General features: G+C 65.6%; 32 protein-coding genes. 31 read left to right on the top strand and 1 reads right to left on the bottom strand.

Going from position 1 to position 17,603, the window contains the following annotated elements:
* Window positions 1-259 precede the first annotated feature (259 nt).
* From rpsJ to map, 24 genes are all read left to right on the top strand, one after another.
* A complete protein-coding gene (gene rpsJ / locus LPH33_RS17770) occupies window positions 260-565 on the top strand; it encodes a 30S ribosomal protein S10 (RefSeq protein WP_003938093.1) in 306 nt (101 codons plus the stop codon).
* Between the two features lie 45 nt (window positions 566-610).
* Window positions 611-1,264 carry a 50S ribosomal protein L3 gene (rplC, locus tag LPH33_RS17765; protein WP_006554610.1) on the top strand — a complete coding sequence of 218 codons (654 nt, stop codon included), beginning with the start codon at window positions 611-613 and terminating at the stop codon, window positions 1,262-1,264.
* Complete coding sequence (gene rplD / locus LPH33_RS17760; RefSeq protein WP_159417811.1) at window positions 1,261-1,944, top strand: 50S ribosomal protein L4; 684 nt, start codon at window positions 1,261-1,263, stop codon at window positions 1,942-1,944. Before rplC ends, rplD begins: the two co-directional genes overlap by 4 nt.
* Complete coding sequence (rplW, locus tag LPH33_RS17755; RefSeq protein ID WP_006554608.1) at window positions 1,941-2,246, top strand: 50S ribosomal protein L23; 306 nt, start codon at window positions 1,941-1,943, stop codon at window positions 2,244-2,246. Before rplD ends, rplW begins: the two co-directional genes overlap by 4 nt.
* Window positions 2,247-2,284: 38 nt before the next feature.
* Window positions 2,285-3,118 (top strand): 50S ribosomal protein L2, encoded by an 834-nt coding sequence (gene rplB / locus LPH33_RS17750; protein WP_024101620.1) that lies wholly within the window; start codon window positions 2,285-2,287, stop codon window positions 3,116-3,118.
* Window positions 3,119-3,137: 19 nt separating this feature from the next.
* Entirely contained in the window at window positions 3,138-3,419 is a 282-nt protein-coding gene (rpsS, locus tag LPH33_RS17745) for a 30S ribosomal protein S19 (protein ID WP_003938088.1), read from the top strand.
* Window positions 3,416-3,808 carry a 50S ribosomal protein L22 gene (gene rplV / locus LPH33_RS17740; RefSeq protein WP_006554606.1) on the top strand — a complete coding sequence of 131 codons (393 nt, stop codon included), beginning with the start codon at window positions 3,416-3,418 and terminating at the stop codon, window positions 3,806-3,808. Before rpsS ends, rplV begins: the two co-directional genes overlap by 4 nt.
* The gene (gene rpsC, locus LPH33_RS17735) at window positions 3,808-4,605 is read left to right on the top strand and encodes a 30S ribosomal protein S3 (RefSeq protein ID WP_006554605.1); all 798 of its coding nucleotides are present in this window, start codon (window positions 3,808-3,810) and stop codon (window positions 4,603-4,605) included. Before rplV ends, rpsC begins: the two co-directional genes overlap by 1 nt.
* A 4-nt stretch (window positions 4,606-4,609) precedes the next feature.
* A complete protein-coding gene (rplP, locus tag LPH33_RS17730; RefSeq protein ID WP_006554604.1) occupies window positions 4,610-5,026 on the top strand; it encodes a 50S ribosomal protein L16 in 417 nt (138 codons plus the stop codon).
* Window positions 5,026-5,262: a 50S ribosomal protein L29 gene (gene rpmC, locus LPH33_RS17725; protein ID WP_006554603.1), complete on the top strand. Its 237-nt coding sequence runs from the start codon at window positions 5,026-5,028 to the stop codon at window positions 5,260-5,262. The genes rplP and rpmC overlap by 1 nt, the downstream gene beginning before the upstream one ends.
* Entirely contained in the window at window positions 5,259-5,543 is a 285-nt protein-coding gene (rpsQ, locus tag LPH33_RS17720; protein WP_024101619.1) for a 30S ribosomal protein S17, read from the top strand. Before rpmC ends, rpsQ begins: the two co-directional genes overlap by 4 nt.
* A 318-nt stretch (window positions 5,544-5,861) precedes the next feature.
* Complete coding sequence (gene rplN, locus LPH33_RS17715) at window positions 5,862-6,230, top strand: 50S ribosomal protein L14 (RefSeq protein WP_006554601.1); 369 nt, start codon at window positions 5,862-5,864, stop codon at window positions 6,228-6,230.
* The gene (gene rplX, locus LPH33_RS17710; RefSeq protein ID WP_229565290.1) at window positions 6,230-6,547 is read left to right on the top strand and encodes a 50S ribosomal protein L24; all 318 of its coding nucleotides are present in this window, start codon (window positions 6,230-6,232) and stop codon (window positions 6,545-6,547) included. Before rplN ends, rplX begins: the two co-directional genes overlap by 1 nt.
* 1 nt (window position 6,548) lies before the next feature.
* Window positions 6,549-7,115 carry a 50S ribosomal protein L5 gene (gene rplE, locus LPH33_RS17705; RefSeq protein ID WP_006554599.1) on the top strand — a complete coding sequence of 189 codons (567 nt, stop codon included), beginning with the start codon at window positions 6,549-6,551 and terminating at the stop codon, window positions 7,113-7,115.
* A 4-nt stretch (window positions 7,116-7,119) separates the two neighbouring features.
* Window positions 7,120-7,305: a type Z 30S ribosomal protein S14 gene (locus LPH33_RS17700; protein WP_006554598.1), complete on the top strand. Its 186-nt coding sequence runs from the start codon at window positions 7,120-7,122 to the stop codon at window positions 7,303-7,305.
* Window positions 7,306-7,477: 172 nt separating this feature from the next.
* On the top strand, window positions 7,478-7,876 hold the full coding sequence (rpsH, locus tag LPH33_RS17695) for a 30S ribosomal protein S8 (RefSeq protein WP_006554597.1): 399 nt from the start codon (window positions 7,478-7,480) through the stop codon (window positions 7,874-7,876).
* Between the two features lie 15 nt (window positions 7,877-7,891).
* Window positions 7,892-8,431 (top strand): 50S ribosomal protein L6, encoded by a 540-nt coding sequence (gene rplF, locus LPH33_RS17690; RefSeq protein ID WP_016694616.1) that lies wholly within the window; start codon window positions 7,892-7,894, stop codon window positions 8,429-8,431.
* 2 nt (window positions 8,432-8,433) lie between these two features.
* Window positions 8,434-8,841, top strand: coding sequence for a 50S ribosomal protein L18 (gene rplR, locus LPH33_RS17685; RefSeq protein WP_229565289.1), 408 nt, complete (start codon window positions 8,434-8,436; stop codon window positions 8,839-8,841).
* A 31-nt stretch (window positions 8,842-8,872) separates the two neighbouring features.
* Window positions 8,873-9,520 (top strand): 30S ribosomal protein S5, encoded by a 648-nt coding sequence (gene rpsE, locus LPH33_RS17680; RefSeq protein WP_006554594.1) that lies wholly within the window; start codon window positions 8,873-8,875, stop codon window positions 9,518-9,520.
* The gene (rpmD, locus tag LPH33_RS17675; RefSeq protein ID WP_006554593.1) at window positions 9,520-9,699 is read left to right on the top strand and encodes a 50S ribosomal protein L30; all 180 of its coding nucleotides are present in this window, start codon (window positions 9,520-9,522) and stop codon (window positions 9,697-9,699) included. The genes rpsE and rpmD overlap by 1 nt, the downstream gene beginning before the upstream one ends.
* Before the next feature lie 2 nt (window positions 9,700-9,701).
* Complete coding sequence (rplO, locus tag LPH33_RS17670; RefSeq protein ID WP_006554592.1) at window positions 9,702-10,145, top strand: 50S ribosomal protein L15; 444 nt, start codon at window positions 9,702-9,704, stop codon at window positions 10,143-10,145.
* 227 nt (window positions 10,146-10,372) lie between these two features.
* A complete protein-coding gene (gene secY, locus LPH33_RS17665) occupies window positions 10,373-11,686 on the top strand; it encodes a preprotein translocase subunit SecY (protein WP_059382411.1) in 1,314 nt (437 codons plus the stop codon).
* Window positions 11,683-12,228 carry an adenylate kinase gene (locus tag LPH33_RS17660; RefSeq protein WP_006554590.1) on the top strand — a complete coding sequence of 182 codons (546 nt, stop codon included), beginning with the start codon at window positions 11,683-11,685 and terminating at the stop codon, window positions 12,226-12,228. The genes secY and LPH33_RS17660 overlap by 4 nt, the downstream gene beginning before the upstream one ends.
* Window positions 12,229-12,242: 14 nt before the next feature.
* Complete coding sequence (gene map, locus LPH33_RS17655) at window positions 12,243-13,040, top strand: type I methionyl aminopeptidase (RefSeq protein WP_059382410.1); 798 nt, start codon at window positions 12,243-12,245, stop codon at window positions 13,038-13,040.
* 79 nt (window positions 13,041-13,119) lie between these two features.
* On the opposite strand, the gene dtd is transcribed toward map, so the two are convergent.
* Window positions 13,120-13,557 (bottom strand): D-aminoacyl-tRNA deacylase, encoded by a 438-nt coding sequence (gene dtd, locus LPH33_RS17650; protein WP_059382409.1) that lies wholly within the window; start codon window positions 13,555-13,557, stop codon window positions 13,120-13,122.
* 219 nt (window positions 13,558-13,776) lie between these two features.
* Between dtd and infA the strand changes: the two genes are divergently transcribed.
* From infA to rplQ, 7 genes are all read left to right on the top strand, one after another.
* Complete coding sequence (gene infA, locus LPH33_RS17645; protein WP_006554587.1) at window positions 13,777-13,998, top strand: translation initiation factor IF-1; 222 nt, start codon at window positions 13,777-13,779, stop codon at window positions 13,996-13,998.
* Window positions 13,999-14,090: 92 nt separating this feature from the next.
* On the top strand, window positions 14,091-14,204 hold the full coding sequence (gene rpmJ / locus LPH33_RS17640) for a 50S ribosomal protein L36 (protein WP_003938068.1): 114 nt from the start codon (window positions 14,091-14,093) through the stop codon (window positions 14,202-14,204).
* A 209-nt stretch (window positions 14,205-14,413) separates the two neighbouring features.
* Window positions 14,414-14,782, top strand: a complete 369-nt coding sequence (rpsM, locus tag LPH33_RS17635) for a 30S ribosomal protein S13 (protein WP_016694609.1) — start codon at window positions 14,414-14,416, stop codon at window positions 14,780-14,782.
* Window positions 14,782-15,195 carry a 30S ribosomal protein S11 gene (rpsK, locus tag LPH33_RS17630; protein WP_006554585.1) on the top strand — a complete coding sequence of 138 codons (414 nt, stop codon included), beginning with the start codon at window positions 14,782-14,784 and terminating at the stop codon, window positions 15,193-15,195. The genes rpsM and rpsK overlap by 1 nt, the downstream gene beginning before the upstream one ends.
* A 22-nt stretch (window positions 15,196-15,217) precedes the next feature.
* Window positions 15,218-15,823: a 30S ribosomal protein S4 gene (rpsD, locus tag LPH33_RS17625; RefSeq protein WP_006554584.1), complete on the top strand. Its 606-nt coding sequence runs from the start codon at window positions 15,218-15,220 to the stop codon at window positions 15,821-15,823.
* Window positions 15,824-15,924: 101 nt separating this feature from the next.
* Window positions 15,925-16,986 (top strand): DNA-directed RNA polymerase subunit alpha, encoded by a 1,062-nt coding sequence (locus LPH33_RS17620; protein WP_016694607.1) that lies wholly within the window; start codon window positions 15,925-15,927, stop codon window positions 16,984-16,986.
* A 30-nt stretch (window positions 16,987-17,016) separates the two neighbouring features.
* On the top strand, window positions 17,017-17,571 hold the full coding sequence (rplQ, locus tag LPH33_RS17615; protein ID WP_006554582.1) for a 50S ribosomal protein L17: 555 nt from the start codon (window positions 17,017-17,019) through the stop codon (window positions 17,569-17,571).
* Window positions 17,572-17,603 lie beyond the last annotated feature (32 nt).

The raw sequence follows: 17,603 nt of genomic DNA, 5'->3' as shown, positions 1-17,603 counted from the left end.
GGAGCGCAGCCGGTTCCGTTCCTTGCGGTGTCGAAGCCTTCGAGCATCGACGCCGGGGAATGAGCGGCGGGCCGACACGCCCGACCGCGTGGACCGGAGAACAATGACAGATGAACAGCGGCAAGCGGATCGGATACGTCCGGCTCGCACTGTGTTTCGAGTGCTGTTCTCGGTCGCCGTTCCCTGGGGAACTGTGCAGACGAGGTGGTTTCCGGCTCCGCCGGGGATCACGAAACGCGGCAAGAAAAGGACACTAAGCGTGGCGGGACAGAAGATCCGCATCAGGCTCAAGGCCTATGACCACGAGGCGATCGACGCATCTGCGCGCAAGATCGTCGAGACGGTGACCCGTACGGGTGCCCGCGTGGTCGGCCCGGTGCCGTTGCCCACTGAAAAGAACGTGTACTGCGTCATCCGCTCGCCGCACAAGTACAAGGACTCGCGCGAGCACTTCGAGATGCGGACGCACAAGCGGCTCATCGACATTCTCGACCCGACGCCGAAGACCGTCGACGCGCTCATGCGCATCGATCTCCCGGCGAGTGTCGACGTCAACATTCAGTGACATTCGATTACAGCGAGCTTGTGAAAGACGCAGCGGAGACAACACATGACTAACCAGATCAAGGGAATCCTGGGCACCAAGCTCGGCATGACCCAGGTCTTCGACGAGAACAACCGGGTCGTTCCGGTCACCGTCGTCAAGGCCGGACCGAACGTGGTCACGCAGATCCGCACCGAGGAGCGCGACGGCTACAACGCCGTGCAGCTCGCCTACGGTGCCATCGCGCCGCGCAAGGTCAACAAGCCGGTTCGCGGCCAGTTCGAGAAGGCCGGCGTCACGCCGCGCCGTCACCTGGTCGAGCTCCGGATCGAGGACGCCTCCGAGTACGAGGTCGGCCAGGAACTCACCGCAGAGGTGTTCGAGGACGGCGCCTACGTCGACGTCACCGGCACCTCGAAGGGCAAGGGCTTCGCCGGCACGATGAAGCGTCACGGCTTCGCCGGCCAGGGTGCGTCGCACGGTACGCAGGCCGTGCACCGTCGTCCGGGCTCCATCGGTGGTTGCGCCACCCCGGGCCGCGTGTTCAAGGGCACGCGCATGTCCGGCCGTATGGGCTCCGACCGCATCACGACGCAGAACCTCTCGGTCCACAAGGTGGACGCCGAGAACGGTCTGCTGCTGATCAAGGGCGCGATCCCGGGTCGCAAGGGCGGCCTCGTGATCGTCAAGACCGCAGTGAAGGGTGGTGCACGGGCATGACCAGCACCGAGACCGCAACCAAGCTGACCCTGGACGTCAAGGCCCCCGGTGGCCAGACCTCCGGCTCCGTCGATCTCCCCGCCGAGATCTTCGACGCTCCCGCGAACATCGCGCTGCTGCACCAGGTCGTCACCGCGCAGCTCGCCGCGGCCCGCCAGGGAACGCACGCCACCAAGACCCGCGGCGAGGTTCGCGGCGGTGGCAAGAAGCCGTACCGCCAGAAGGGCACCGGCCGCGCACGTCAGGGCTCGACCCGTGCGCCGCAGTTCGCCGGCGGTGGCACCGTCCACGGCCCGCAGCCGCGCGACTACAGCCAGCGCACCCCCAAGAAGATGAAGGCCGCCGCCCTGCGCGGAGCCCTCTCCGACCGGGCGCGCAACGAGCGCATCCACGTGATCACCGAACTCGTCCCCGGTCAGACCCCGTCGACGAAGAGTGCTCGCACGTTCCTGGGCGAGATCAGCGACCGCAAGAAGGTCCTGCTCGTCGTCGGCCGTGAAGACGTGGCGGCGTGGAAGTCGGTTCAGAACCTTCCCAACGTCCACGCGCTCGCGCCGGATCAGCTGAACACCTACGACGTGCTCTACAGCGATGACGTCGTGTTCAGCGTCGAGGCGCTCAACACGTTCATCCACGGGCCGGCCGAGTCCGGCCAGGAAGTGAAGGAGGAGAGCAAGTGAGCACGATCGCCGATCCTCGCGACATCCTGCTGGCTCCCGTCGTCTCCGAGAAGTCCTACGGGCTGATGGAAGAGGGCACCTACACCTTCCTGGTCCACCCGGACTCGAACAAGACGCAGATCAAGATTGCCGTCGAGAAGGTCTTCGGCGTCAAGGTGAGCAGCGTCAACACCGCCAACCGTCAGGGCAAGCGCAAGCGGACCCGGTTCGGTTACGGCAAGCGCAAGAACACCAAGCGCGCGCTCGTGACCCTCACGGCCGACAGCAAGCCCATCGAGATCTTCGGAGGCCCGGTCGCCTAGCGATCGGAACTCTCGAGAGATAGAGGACGAGAAGACTCATGGCAATCCGTAAGTACAAGCCGACTACGCCGGGCCGTCGTGGCGCCAGCGTGGCGGACTTCGCCGAGATCACTCGGTCGACGCCCGAGAAGTCGCTGGTGCGCCCGCTGCACGGTCGCGGTGGACGTAACGCGCACGGCCGCATCACCACCCGTCACAAGGGTGGCGGACACAAGCGCGCCTACCGCCTGATCGATTTCCGTCGCAACGACAAGGACGGCGTGCCGGCCAAGGTCGCTCACATCGAGTACGACCCCAACCGCACCGCGCGCATCGCGCTGCTCCACTACGTGGACGGCGAGAAGCGCTACATCATCGCCCCCAAGGGCCTCGTGCAGGGTGCCCCGGTCGAGTCGGGCCCCAACGCCGACATCAAGCCCGGCAACAACCTGCCGCTGCGCAACATCCCGACGGGTACGACCATCCACGCGGTCGAGCTGCGTCCGGGTGGCGGCGCCAAGATGGCCCGCTCCGCCGGTGCGAGCATCCAGCTCCTCGGTAAGGAAGGCACCTACGCCACGCTGCGTATGCCCTCCGGCGAGATCCGTCGCGTCGACGTGCGCTGCCGCGCCACCGTCGGCGAGGTCGGCAACGCCGAGCAGTCGAACATCAACTGGGGCAAGGCCGGCCGTATGCGCTGGAAGGGCAAGCGCCCGACCGTCCGTGGTGTCGTGATGAACCCGGTCGACCACCCGCACGGTGGTGGCGAGGGCAAGACCTCGGGTGGTCGCCACCCGGTCAGCCCGTGGGGCAAGCCCGAGGGCCGCACCCGCAAGAACAAGGCGTCCGACAAGCTCATCGTCCGTCGTCGCCGTACCGGCAAGAAGCGCTAGTCAAGGAGGGAGTTAGAGAATGCCACGCAGCCTCAAGAAGGGCCCGTTCGTCGACGACCACCTCCTGGCGAAGGTGGACACGCAGAACGAGAAGGGCACCAAGCAGGTCATCAAGACCTGGTCGCGCCGTTCCACGATTCTGCCCGACTTCATCGGTCATACGTTCGCTGTCCACGATGGACGCAAGCACGTGCCGGTGTTCGTCTCGGAGTCCATGGTCGGTCACAAGCTCGGTGAGTTCGCGCCGACCCGTACGTTCAAGGGCCACATCAAGGACGACCGGAAGAGCAAGCGTCGATGAGCACTGAAACCACCACCAACAGCGCTCGGGCTGTTGCGCGCCACGTGCGTGTGACCCCGATGAAGGCGCGCCGCGTCGTCGACATCGTTCGCGGTAAGTCCGTCGAGGAGGCCCTGGCCATCCTCAAGTTCGCGCCGCAGGCCGCGGCCGAGCCGGTCGCCAAGGTGATCGCGTCGGCCGCTGCGAACGCGCAGAACAACTACAACCTCGACCCCAGCACGCTCGTCGTCGCGACTGCGTACGTGGACGAGGGCGCGACCCTGAAGCGGTTCCAGCCGCGTGCCCAGGGCCGTGCGTTCCGCATCCGCAAGCGGTCGAGCCACATCACCGTGATCGTGGAAAGCGTCGGGTCGGCCTCGACTCGTAACCGCCGGAAGGGAGCTCAGTAGTGGGCCAGAAGATCAACCCGCACGGCTTCCGTCTGGGCGTCACCACCGACTGGAAGTCTCGTTGGTACGCGGACAAGCAGTACGCGGACTACGTCAAGGAAGATGTCGCGATCCGCAAGTTCCTGGCCTCCGGCCTCGAGCGCGCCGGCATCGCGAAGGTCGAGATCGAGCGCACCCGCGACCGTGTGCGTGTGGACATCCACACCGCTCGTCCGGGCATCGTCATCGGACGCCGCGGCGCCGAGGCCGATCGCATCCGCGCCGAGCTCGAGAAGCTGACCGGTAAGCAGGTCCAGCTGAACATCCTCGAGGTCAAGAACTCCGAGTCCGAGGCTCAGCTCGTGGCGCAGGGCGTCGCCGAGCAGCTCTCGAACCGTGTCGCCTTCCGTCGTGCGATGCGCAAGGCCATCCAGTCGGCCATGCGTCAGCCGAACGTCAAGGGCATCCGCGTGCAGTGCTCGGGCCGCCTCGGTGGCGCCGAGATGTCGCGTTCGGAGTTCTACCGCGAAGGTCGCGTCCCGCTGCACACGCTGCGCGCGGACATCGACTACGGCCTCTACGAGGCACGGACCACCTTCGGCCGTATCGGCGTGAAGGTCTGGATCTACAAGGGCGACATCGTCGGTGGCCGTCGTGAGCTTGCTGCTGCTGCAGCTGCTCCCGCCGACCGGCCGCGTCGTGAGCGTCCGAGCCGCCCGCGTCGTTCCGGCGCGTCGGGCACCACCGCGACGAGCACCGAGGCCGGCCGCGCCGCATCGAGCGACGCCCCTGCCTCGACCGAGAACAAGGAGGGCTGACGCAATGTTGATCCCCCGGCGGGTCAAACACCGCAAGCAGCACCATCCGAGCCGTACGGGTGCCGCCAAGGGCGGAACCCAGGTGGCCTTCGGTGACTACGGCATCCAGGCTCTCGAGCCGGCCTACATCACCAACCGGCAGATCGAGTCCGCTCGTATCGCCATGACCCGGCACATCAAGCGTGGCGGCAAGATCTGGATCAACATCTTCCCGGATCGCCCCCTCACCAAGAAGCCTGCCGAGACCCGCATGGGTTCCGGTAAGGGTTCGCCGGAGTGGTGGGTCGCGAACGTCAAGCCCGGTCGCGTGCTGTTCGAGATGAGCTACCCCAACGAGGAGATTGCGCGCGAGGCCCTGCGTCGCGCGATGCACAAGCTCCCCTGCAAGTGCCGCATCGTGACGAGGGAGGAGCAGTTCTGATGGCTACCGGTACCCCCGCCGCGGAACTCCGCGAGCTGAGCGACGAAGAGCTGACCGACAAGCTCCGCGAAGCCAAGGAAGAGCTGTTCAACCTCCGCTTCCAGATGGCCACCGGTCAGCTGGACAACAACCGTCGGCTCCGCGTCGTGCGCAACGAGATCGCCCGTATCTACACGGTGCTGCGCGAGCGCGAGCTCGGACTGGCCACCGGCCCGAATGCGGGTGACGTGGCATGAGTGAGGAAAAGGCAGTGAGCAACCAGGAACAGCGCGCGAGCCGCAAGGTCCGCATCGGTTACGTCGTCTCGGACAAGATGGAGAAGACCATCGTCGTCGAGCTCGAGGACCGTGTGAAGCACCCGCTGTACGGCAAGATCATCCGCCGTACGACCAAGGTGAAGGCGCACGACGAGAACGGTCTGGCCGGCATCGGCGACCGCGTGCAGCTGATGGAGACCCGTCCGCTGTCCGCGTCGAAGCGCTGGCGTCTGGTCGAGGTGCTCGAGAAGGCCAAGTAAGGCCTCCTCGTCCTCGAGAGGACCGAGAACATGCAGCACCCCACCACCCGCACCGCGGGTGGTGGGGTGCTGTGCGTCCGGTAGTAGGTGCAGCCCTCGCGTGGGGGACGGTGGACGTCGCTGCGACACGCCCGGTGCCGGGGTGGGGAGTGACATCACAATTCGCGAATTTGCCCTGCGTACGGTATATGGCCTACTCTGGACGGGTTGCTTACAGGACCCGTGTGTGATTCGCACGTGCGCTGCAGGCAGCCGACGACCGCGTACGTCCAGGTCGGAAATCTGACGTACACACCAATCCAGGTCAAGGAGAAGTAAGTGATCCAGCAGGAGTCGCGACTGCGCGTCGCCGACAACACGGGTGCCAAGGAGATCCTCTGCATCCGCGTTCTCGGTGGCTCGTCCCGTCGCTACGCCGGAATCGGTGACGTCATCGTCGCCACCGTCAAGGACGCGATCCCCGGCGGCAACGTCAAGCGTGGCGATGTCGTCAAGGCCGTGATCGTGCGCACCGCCAAGGAGCGCCGCCGTCCGGACGGTTCCTACATCAAGTTCGACGAGAACGCTGCCGTCATCATCAAGGGCGACAACGATCCTCGCGGCACCCGCATCTTCGGACCCGTCGGTCGCGAGCTCCGCGACAAGCGGTTCATGAAGATCGTCTCGCTCGCTCCGGAGGTGCTGTGATGAAGGTGCACAAGGGTGACACCGTGCTCGTCATCTCGGGCAAGGACAAGGGCGCCAAGGGCAAGGTCATCGCGGCCTACCCGGCGACCGGCAAGGTCCTCGTCGAGGGCGTGAACCGTATCAAGAAGCACACCGCCGTCTCTGCGAACGAGCGTGGCGCCTCCTCCGGCGGCATCGTGGCGCAGGAGGCCCCGATCCACGTTTCCAACGTTGCGGTCGTCGACTCGGACGGAAACCCCACCCGCGTGGGCTACCGCACCGATGAGGAAACCGGCAAGCGCGTTCGGATTTCCCGGAAGAACGGGAAGGACCTCTGACATGACTTCCACCGAGAACAAGACCCAGCCGCGCCTGAAGGCCCGCTACCGCGCCGAGATCAAGGACGCGCTGAACGCGGAGTTCGACTACGCGAACGTCATGCAGATCCCCGGCGTCGTGAAGGTCGTCGTCAACATGGGTGTCGGCGACGCCGCCCGCGACGCGAAGCTCATCAACGGAGCCGTCAACGACCTCGCGCTCATCACCGGTCAGAAGCCGGAGATCCGCAAGGCCCGCAAGTCCATCGCACAGTTCAAGCTGCGCGAGGGCATGCCGATCGGTGCGCGCGTCACGCTGCGCGGCGACCGCATGTGGGAGTTCCTGGACCGTCTCGTGTCCATCGCGCTTCCCCGTATCCGGGACTTCCGCGGCCTCAACGGCAACCAGTTCGACGGCAACGGCAACTACACGTTCGGCCTGAACGAGCAGTCGATGTTCCACGAGATCGACGTGGACAAGATCGATCGCCCGCGCGGCATGGACATCACTGTCGTGACCACCGCTACCAACAACGAAGAAGGCCGTGCCCTGCTCAAGCACCTCGGCTTCCCGTTCAAGGAGAACTGAGCCCATGGCTAAGAAGGCACTGGTCAACAAGGCCAACAAGAAGCCGAAGTTCGCGGTGCGCGCCTACACCCGCTGCCAGCGCTGCGGGCGCCCGCACTCGGTCTTCCGCAAGTTCGGACTCTGCCGCATCTGCCTTCGCGAGATGGCACACCGCGGAGAACTTCCGGGAGTTCACAAGAGCTCCTGGTGACGTGAGCGGTGGGCGGAGGACGAGATGTTCTCCGCCCACTGTCACGCTGTCATGGGTTCGTCGCCGATCCGGCCGACGAACCCGCTATCGAACCGAGTTTCGATGTAGGCCCACGGCCGGCACGTTCCGGCGTTGCATGGGAACCGCATCGAGAAAGGTGAACAGGTCAGCCATGACCATGACCGACCCCATCGCAGACTTCTTGACGCGTCTGCGTAACGCCAACACGGCGTACCACGACGAGGTCAAGCTCCCGTCCTCGAAGATCAAGGTGAACATCGCCGAGATCCTCAAGCGCGAGGGCTACATCTCCGACTACCGCACCGAGGACGCCGAGGTGGGCAAGACCCTCATCGTCGACCTCAAGTACGGACCTTCCCGTGAGCGCAGCCTTGCCGGCGTGCGTCGCGTGTCGAAGCCCGGCCTGCGCGTGTACGCGAAATCCACCAACCTGCCCAAGGTCCTGGGCGGCCTCGGCGTGGCGATCATCTCCACGTCCTCCGGTCTGCTCACCGATCGCCAGGCGGCCAAGCAGGGAGTGGGCGGGGAAGTCCTCGCCTACGTCTGGTAAAGGGAGGCCACCACAATGTCGCGAATCGGAAAACTCCCCGTTGCAGTTCCTTCGGGCGTCGAGGTCACCATCGACGGCCAGGATGTTGCAGTCAAGGGTCCCAAGGGCAACCTGTCCCTGACGATCGCCGAGCCGATCGCCGTCGCCAAGGGCGAGGACGGGGCAATCAACGTCACGCGCCCGAACGACGAGCGTCGCAGCCGCGCGCTGCACGGCCTGTCGCGGACGCTCGTGCAGAACCTCATCGTCGGCGTGACCGAGGGTTACACCACGAAGATGGAGATCCACGGCGTCGGCTACCGCGTGGCTCTCAAGGGCAAGGACCTCGAGTTCTCGCTCGGCTACAGCCACCCCGTGCTGATCGAGGCTCCCGAGGGCATCACGTTCGCCGTCGAGAACCCCACGCGCTTCTCGATCTCGGGCATCGACAAGCAGAAGGTCGGCCAGATCGCGGCCAACATCCGCCGGCTGCGCAAGTCCGACCCGTACAAGGGCAAGGGCATCCGCTACGAGGGTGAACAGGTCCGTCGCAAGGTCGGAAAGACGGGTAAGTGATCATGAGCCAGACCGAGAACCAGAAGGCCAAGCGCATCCCGCGCGGCAAGGACGCCTCCACCACGCGTCGCCTTTCGAAGACGCGTCGTCACTTCCGCCTCCGCAAGAAGCTCTCCGGCACCGCCGAGCGTCCCCGCCTCGTCGTCAACCGGTCGTCGCGCCACCTGCACGTGCAGCTGGTCGACGATCTGACGGGCACCACCCTCGCCGCAGCGTCGTCCATCGAACCCGATGTGCGCGCTCTCGAGGGCGACAAGAAGGCTCGCGGCGCGAAGGTCGGTCAGCTGATCGCCGAGCGCGCGAAGGCTGCCGGCGTGGAAGCCGTGGTCTTCGACCGCGGTGGCCACACCTACAGCGGACGCATCGCGGCCCTCGCGGACGCGGCTCGCGAAAGCGGGTTGAAGTTCTGATGACCATTTTCTCGAACGGAAGGAACGCCTGATGCCGGGACGTCAGCGGCGTGACGGCGGCAACGGCCCCGCCGGACAGAACCCCAACAGCGGTGACAACCGTGGCGGTCGCGACCGCCGCGACCGCGACTCGCGCGGCGGCAACGCTGCCGAGAAGTCGAACTACATCGAGCGTGTCGTCTCGATCAACCGTGTGTCGAAGGTCGTCAAGGGCGGTCGTCGCTTCAGCTTCACCGCTCTGGTGATCGTGGGCGACGGCAACGGCCTGGTCGGCGTCGGCTACGGCAAGGCCAAGGAAGTTCCCGCGGCCATCCAGAAGGGTGTCGAGGAAGCTCGCAAGAACTTCTTCCGCGTCCCGCTCATCGGCGGAACCATCACCCACCCCGTCCAGGGAGAGGCTGCAGCCGGTGTCGTCCTGCTGCGTCCGGCTTCCCCCGGTACCGGTGTCATCGCCGGTGGCGCTGTGCGCGCGGTGCTGGAGTGCGCGGGTGTCCACGACATCCTGTCGAAGTCGCTCGGCTCCGACAACGCCATCAATGTGGTGCACGCGACGGTTGCGGCCCTCAAGGGTCTGCAGCGTCCCGAGGAAGTCGCGGCTCGCCGTGGCCTCACCCTCGAGGAAGTTGCTCCCGCCGGCATGCTGCGCGCACGTGCACAGGCTGCTGGGAGCGTGAAGTAATGGCAGAGCTGAAGATCACCCAGATCAAGAGCACCATCGGGGCCAAGTCGAATCAGCGCGACAGCCTCCGGACCCTCGGTCTGCGGAAGATCCGCCAGTCCGTCGTCCGCGAGGACAACGCGCAGAACCGCGGCCTCATCAACGTGGTGCGTCACCTCGTCACTGTTGAGGAGGTCTGAGAATGACCATCAAGCTGCATCACCTGCGCCCGGCTCCGGGTGCGAAGACGGACAAGACCCGCGTCGGACGCGGTGAGGGTTCGAAGGGCAAGACCGCCGGCCGCGGTACGAAGGGCACGAAGGCACGCAAGAACGTGTCGCCGGCCTTCGAGGGTGGCCAGATGCCCATCCACATGCGTCTGCCGAAGCTCAAGGGCTTCAAGAACGCATTCCGTACCGAGTACCAGATCGTCAACGTCGGGGACATCGCTCGCGTGTTCCCCGAGGGTGGACAGATCGGTGTCGCGGACCTCGTGGCGAAGGGTCTGGTTCGCAAGAACCAGCTCGTCAAGGTCCTCGGCGAGGGCGAGCTGACGGTGGCCGTGCAGGTCACCGCCGACAAGTTCTCGGCCTCCGCTCAGGAGAAGATCGCTGCAGCCGGTGGCAGCGCGACCGTCCAGGCCTGACCTGTACTTTCGCGTGTGAGTCACGGCTGTCGAACGGCCGCGGTGCAGATATCTGCACCGCGGCCGTTCGCGCGTTCACAGCGGTGTCACAGGCTGCGTTCGCAGCGGTGACATAGGCTACCGGGCTACCCCTCTCATCGGGGCCCACTGTTAGAGTTTCAGAGTTGTCCACCGTCCGACGGATCCTTCTCGATCCGTCGTCCCCGATCGGCCCGCCAGGAGGATCTTTGCTTTCCGCCTTCGTCTCGGCCCTCAGGACACCGGACCTGAGGCGGAAGATTCTCATCGCCCTCGGGCTCGTGGCGCTGTACCGCCTCGGTGCTACCGTGCCGTCCCCGGGCGTCGACTACGGCAACGTCCAGGCCTGTGTCGATCAGCTCGCCGGCAGTGAGCAGGCCGGCATCTACTCGCTGATCAATCTGTTCTCCGGCGGCGCACTGTTGCAGCTGTCGGTCTTCGCGATCGGCATCATGCCGTTCATCACCGCGAGCATCATCGTCCAGCTGCTCACCGTGGTCATTCCACGCTTCGAGGAACTGCGCAAGGAGGGCCAGTCCGGCCAGGCCAAGATGACGCAGTACACGCGTTATCTCGCCGTCGCGCTCGCCGTCCTGCAGGCCACCGGCATCGTCGCCCTCGCCGCCCGAGGGCAGCTGCTGCAGGGCTGTTCGGAGCCGATCCTCGCCGACGACAGCATCTTCGGGATGGTCGTCATCGTGCTGGTGATGACCGCCGGTGCCGCCGTCGTCATGTGGTTCGGTGAGCTCATCACCGAACGCGGTGTCGGCAACGGCATGTCGCTGTTGATCTTCTCCGGTATCGCGGCCGCGCTGCCGAGCGAGGGTCGCATGATCCTCGAATCCCGCGGCGGTCTCGTCTTCGCGATCGTCTGCGTCGTGGCCCTGGCCCTCATCACCGGCGTCGTGTTCATCGAGCAGGGTCAGCGCCGCATCCCGGTCCAGTACGCCAAGCGCATGGTCGGCCGTCGTATGTACGGCGGGTCGTCGACCTACCTGCCGCTGAAGGTCAACCAGGCGGGCATCATCCCTGTCATCTTCGCGTCGTCGCTGCTGTACCTGCCCAACCTCGTTGCGCAGCTCACCGGTGCCACGACGAACCCGGATCCGAGTTGGTGGCAGCGGATCATCAACGAGTACCTGGTCAATCCGAACAACCCGGTCTACATCGCGATCTACTTCGCGCTGATCGTGTTCTTCGTCTTCTTCTACGTCGCCATCACCTTCAATCCGGAGGAGCGGGCCGACGAGATGAAGAAGTACGGCGGCTTCATCCCGGGCATCCGCCCCGGTCGCCCGACCGCCGAATATCTCAGTTTCGTGCTCAACCGCATCACGGTTCCGGGCTCGATCTACCTCGGTCTCATCGCGACGCTGCCGAACTTCTTCCTGTCCGGCAGCCAGACGGCCTCGAGCATCTTCGGTGGCGCCGCGGTTCTCATTCTCGTCAGTGTCGCGCTGGACACTGTCAAGCAGATCGAAAGTCAACTGATGCAGCGCAACTACGAAGGGTTCCTCAAGTGAGACTTGTACTGCTCGGTCCTCCCGGTGCCGGCAAGGGCACACAGGCCGCGATTCTGTCCGAGAAGCTCGGCGTCCCCGCCATCTCGACGGGCGATCTTTTCCGCGCGAACATCGGGCAGGGCACCCCGCTCGGAGTCGAGGCCAAGAAGTACATCGACGCGGGGGAGCTCGTTCCCGCCGAGATCACCAACAACATGGTGCGTGAGCGTCTGGCCGAGCCCGACGCCGCCAACGGCTTCCTCCTCGACGGCTTCCCACGCAGCGTGGAGCAGGCCAAGGAACTCGAGAACATCCTGAAGGATCTCGGCGTCGAGCTCGACGGCGTGCTCTCCTTCGTCATCGACGAGGACGTCGTGGTCGAGCGCATGCTCGCCCGCGGTCGCGCCGACGACACCGAAGACGTGATCCGCAACCGTCTCCGGGTCTACCGTGAGGAGACGGCCCCGCTGCTCGACTACTACGCCGACTCGATCATCACGGTCGACGCGATCGGTGAGGTCGAGGAGATCAATTCGCGGGCACTGTCCGCACTCGGAAAGTAGACGGGTAGTTCGATATGGGTTTCGGGCGCAAGCGCTCAGTGGTTCCGTTCCGCACCTCGGGTGAACTCGACGCGATGGCGGCGGCGGGAGCCGTGGTCGGTGCCGCACTCGTCGCAGTGCGTGAGGCGGCCAAGCCGGGCGTGAGCACCCTGGAACTCGACCAGGTGGCGGAATCGGTCATCCGTGATGCGGGGGCCGTTCCGTCCTTCCTGGGCTACCACGGCTTCACCGGTTCGATCTGTTCGTCGGTCAACGAGGTCGTCGTCCACGGCATCCCGTCCGCGTCGGTGGTGCTCGCCGAGGGCGACCTCGTCTCGATCGACTGCGGCGCGATCCTCGAGGGCTGGCACGGCGACTCGGCGTGGACCTTCGGGATCGGGGAGCTGTCGCAGGCCGACATCGACCTGAGCGAGGCCACCCGCCTGTCGCTCGAGGCCGGTATCGCGGCGATGCTCCCGGGCAACCGCCTGACCGACGTCTCGCACGCGATCGAGCAGGGCACGCATGCCGCCGAGAAGTTGCACGGCCGCTCGTACGGCATCGTCGACGGCTACGGCGGTCACGGCATCGGGCGCGAGATGCACATGGATCCGTTCCTCCCCAACGAGGGCAAGCCGGGCAAGGGCCCGAAGCTCGTCGTCGGGTCGGTGCTCGCCGTCGAGCCGATGCTCACCCTCGGTACCTACGAGACCGAGGTCCTCGACGACGAGTGGACGGTCGTGACCGTCGACGGCAGCCGGGCCGCGCACTGGGAGCACACGGTCGCGGTCACCGAGGACGGCCCCCGCATCCTCACCGTCCGGCCGGAGTGACGGCATCCTCACCGTCCGGCCGGAGTGACGGCATCCTCAGCGTCCGGCCGGAGTGACGGTCGCGGTCACGCCGCGTGGTTCAGACCTCGACGAGGAGCGTGACCGGTCCGTCGTTGACGAGGCTCACCTCCATGTGGGCCCCGAACTTCCCGGTCTCCACCGTCGCGCCGAGATCTCGTAGAGCGTTCGCGAACGCATCGACGAGAGGTTCGGCGATCGGGCGGGGAGCGGCGGCCGACCACGACGGACGCCGGCTCTTCCTCGTGTCGGCCATGAGCGTGAACTGACTGACCACCAGGATCGGGGCGCCGACGTCGGAGGCGGAGCGCTCGTCCTCGAGGATGCGCATCGTCCACACCTTCCGGGCGAGTGTCGCGGCCTTGGCCTCGTCGTCGTCGTGCGTGACGCCGACCAGCACGAGCAGGCCGTGACCACCTTCGGCCGGCGTGATACGGGCCACCTCGGCTCCGTCCACCGCCACTGCCGCCGTGGTCACCCGCTGGATCAACGCCCGCACGTGCGGTCCTCCTCCTGGTCGTGGGCACGAGTGTGCCCGAGCTCATTTGTCCTGGACGGTCAACTTCCCGTACCATTGATCGGTGGTGCGCGCTGCGCTCCGATCGGTCCCGTGTCGAATTCCTTCGAATCTCGGTTCGTGTCCGGTCCCGGAGTTGCCGAGCGTCACGGTAACGGATGCCGATGCAACCACAACGCCGAACAACGGATCGCGGAGGATATGGCTAAGAAAGACGGGGCAATCGAGGTCGAGGGCCGGGTAATCGAACCGCTGCCCAATGCGATGTTCCGCATCGAGCTGGAGAACGGGCACAAGGTTCTCGCCCACATCAGCGGAAAGATGCGTCAGCACTACATTCGTATCCTTCCCGAGGACCGCGTTGTCGTGGAGCTTTCTCCCTACGACCTCACGCGTGGACGCATCGTCTACCGCTACAAGTAACGAAGCTTCCCCGGCCACACGGTCGGGGAGAATCATGTCGCCGGGCCGGCTCTGCCGTGTCCGGCGGCGCACATACAGGAGATCGGACTTACGTGAAGGTTCAGCCTAGCGTCAAGAAGATCTGCGAGAAGTGCAAGGTGATCCGCCGTAACGGTCGGGTCATGGTGATCTGCGAGAACCTGCGCCACAAGCAGCGTCAGGGCTAGATCCACCTTCGTCTCGAAGATCTGCTTGGCAACAAGCACGAAGACCTTCCAGCACCAGTCGCGTGGTTACGATCCTCGATCCGTCGAGGAGCTGCGCGATCAACCCCCGGTACGGAGGCCGGGGCCCCACTGTGTTTATGAATCACACAGTTCTTCGACGCAGGGGACGGGCTGGGAGCAGACCTCCGCACACCGAATAGGAATGCCACATGGCACGTCTCGCAGGTGTCGATCTTCCCCGCGAAAAGCGGATGGAGATCGCACTCACGTACATCTACGGCATCGGCCGTACCCGCTCCAAGGAGATCCTCGAGGCCACGGGTGTCAACCCGGACCTGCGCAGCAAGGATCTGACGGACGAGGACCTCGCCAAGCTCCGCGAGTACATCGAGGAGAGCTACAAGGTCGAGGGTGACCTCCGTCGCGAGGTTCAGGCGGACATCCGCCGCAAGATCGAGATCGGCTGCTACCAGGGCCTGCGACACCGTCGTGGTCTGCCCGTGCGTGGACAGCGCACCAAGACCAACGCCCGCACCCGCAAGGGTCCGAAGCGCACCGTCGCAGGAAAGAAGAAGTAATGCCTCCCAAGTCACGCAGCACCGGTCCGAAGAAGACCCAGAAGGCACGGCGCAGGGACAAGAAGAACGTTCCGCACGGTGCCGCTCACATCAAGAGCACGTTCAACAACACCATCGTGTCCATCACGGACCCGCAGGGCAACGTGATCTCCTGGGCGTCCTCCGGCCACGTCGGCTTCAAGGGTTCGCGCAAGTCGACCCCGTTCGCCGCGCAGCTCGCCGCCGAGAACGCCGCCCGCAAGGCGCAGGAACACGGTGTCAAGAAGGTCGACGTCTTCGTCAAGGGCCCGGGCTCGGGCCGCGAGACGGCGATCCGTTCCCTCCAGGCCGCAGGCCTCGAGGTCGGCACCATCTCCGATGTCACCCCGCAGCCGCACAACGGTTGCCGTCCGCCCAAGCGGCGTCGCGTCTAACGGGAAAGGAAGGTAAAGAATAATGGCTCGTTATACCGGTCCCGTTACCCGTAAGTCGCGTCGTCTTCGCGTCGACCTGGTCGGAGGCGATCAGGCCTTCGAGCGTCGCCCCTACCCGCCCGGCCAGCACGGCCGCGCGCGGATCAAGGAGAGCGAGTACCTGCTCCAGCTGCAGGAGAAGCAGAAGGCCCGCTTCTCGTACGGCGTCATGGAGAAGCAGTTCCGTCGCTACTACGAAGAGGCCGCCAGCCGCCCCGGCAAGACCGGTGAGGTTCTGCTGGTCATCCTCGAGTCGCGCCTGGACAACGTCGTCTACCGTGCCGGCCTCGCCCGCACGCGTCGTCAGGCCCGCCAGCTGGTGAGCCACGGCCACTTCCTGGTCAACGGCAAGAAGGTCGACATCCCCAGCTACCGCGTCTCGCAGTACGACATCATCGATGTCCGCGAGAAGTCGCTGAGCACGCTGCCCTTCCAGGTCGCCCGCGAGACCCAGGGCGAGCGCCCGGTTCCGGGTTGGCTGCAGGTCGTCGGCCCGCGTTTGCGGGTGCTGGTCCACCAGCTCCCCGAGCGCGCGCAGATCGACATCCCGCTGCAGGAACAGCTGATCGTCGAGTACTACTCGAAGTAAGACACCTCGGTGTCGTGGTGTCCTCCGGTCCGTCCGGGCGGGAGGACACCGCTCCATTCCACTAGGGCGTCATATGGCGGACGCCCACAAGGAGGCAACAGATGCTCATCTCTCAGCGACCCACACTGACCGAAGAGGTCATCGCTGAAAACCGCTCGAAGTTCGTCATCGAGCCGCTCGAGCCTGGCTTCGGGTACACCCTCGGCAACTCGCTTCGTCGCACCCTGCTCTCGTCGATCCCGGGCGCCGCTGTCACCAGCATCCGTATCGACGGTGTTCTCCACGAGTTCACCACCGTTCCCGGCGTGAAGGAGGATGTCACCGACATCATCCTGAACCTCAAGGGTCTCGTGGTGAGCTCCGAAGAGGACGAGCCGGTCACCATGTACGTCCGCAAGCAGGGACCGGGCACCGTCACGGCCGGCGACATCGTGCCCCCGGCCGGTGTCACCATCCACAACCCGGATCTGCACATCGCCACCCTGAACGACAAGGGCAAGCTGGAGATCGAGCTCGTCGTCGAGCGCGGTCGCGGCTATGTTCCTGCCGTGCAGAACAAGGCGTCCGGCGCCGAGATCGGCCGTATCCCGGTCGACTCGATCTACTCGCCGGTGCTCAAGGTGACGTACAAGGTGGAAGCGACCCGCGTCGAGCAGCGCACCGACTTCGATCGGCTCATTCTCGACGTGGAGACCAAGAACTCGATCAGCGCGCGGGACGCGCTCGCCTCGGCGGGCAAGACCCTCGTGGAGCTCTTCGGTCTGGCTCGTGAGCTGAACGTCGAAGCAGAAGGCATCGAGATCGGTCCCTCGCCCGCCGAGGCCGACCACATCGCCTCCTTCGGACTTCCGATCGAGGACCTCGACCTCACGGTCCGGTCCTACAACTGCCTCAAGCGCGAGGGTGTCCACACCGTCGGCGAGCTCGTGGCACGGACGGAGTCCGACCTGCTCGACATCCGCAACTTCGGCCAGAAGTCCATCGACGAGGTCAAGGTCAAGCTGCACTCGCTCGGCCTGTCCCTCAAGGACAGCCCGGCATCGTTCGACCCCAGCACCGTCGCCGGCTACGACGCCGCGACCGGTACCTGGAGCGATACCGAGGCCGGCTCCTTCGGTGACAACGACGGCAACGAGGACTACGCCGAGACCGAGCAGCTGTAGCAGCTCACGGTCCGTTACTAGGAGAAAATCATGCCCAAGCCCAAGAAGGGCGCCCGCTTCGGCGGATCGGCCTCGCATCAGAAGGCGCTCATGGCCAACCTGGCCACCGCGCTCTTCGAGCACGGCCGCATCACCACCACCGAGGCCAAGGCCAAGGCCCTGCGCCCGTACGCCGAGAAGCTCGTCACGCACGCCAAGGCCGGCACGCTGGCCTCGCGTCGTGAGGTGCTGAAGGTCATCCGCAACAAGGACGTCGTCCACTCGCTGTTCGCGGAGATCGGTCCCTCCTTCGAGGACCGCAACGGCGGCTACACCCGCATCATCAAGACGATGCCGCGCAAGGGCGACAACGCCCCCATGGCCATCATCGAGCTGGTGCGCGAGAAGACCGTCACCTCCGAGGCCGACCGCGCACGTCGCGTCGCCGCCTCGCAGGCACCCGCCGAGGACAACGCGGTCCAGGCCGTCGAGGCCGAGGCCACCGACGCCGAGGTCGCGAACGCCGACGCCGTCGTCGAGGGTGTCGAGGACACCAACGCCACGGCTGCCGACGCACCCGAGGCGGACGAGGCCAAGAAGGACTAGTCCACTTGGTTTCGGCATCTGCTGAAGCTCAC

It is taken from the genome of Rhodococcus sp. RDE2 (genome assembly GCF_020885655.1).
Classification (GTDB): Bacteria; Actinomycetota; Actinomycetes; order Mycobacteriales; family Mycobacteriaceae; genus Rhodococcus; species Rhodococcus pyridinivorans.
This window is presented reverse-complemented; position numbering and strand designations above follow the sequence as displayed.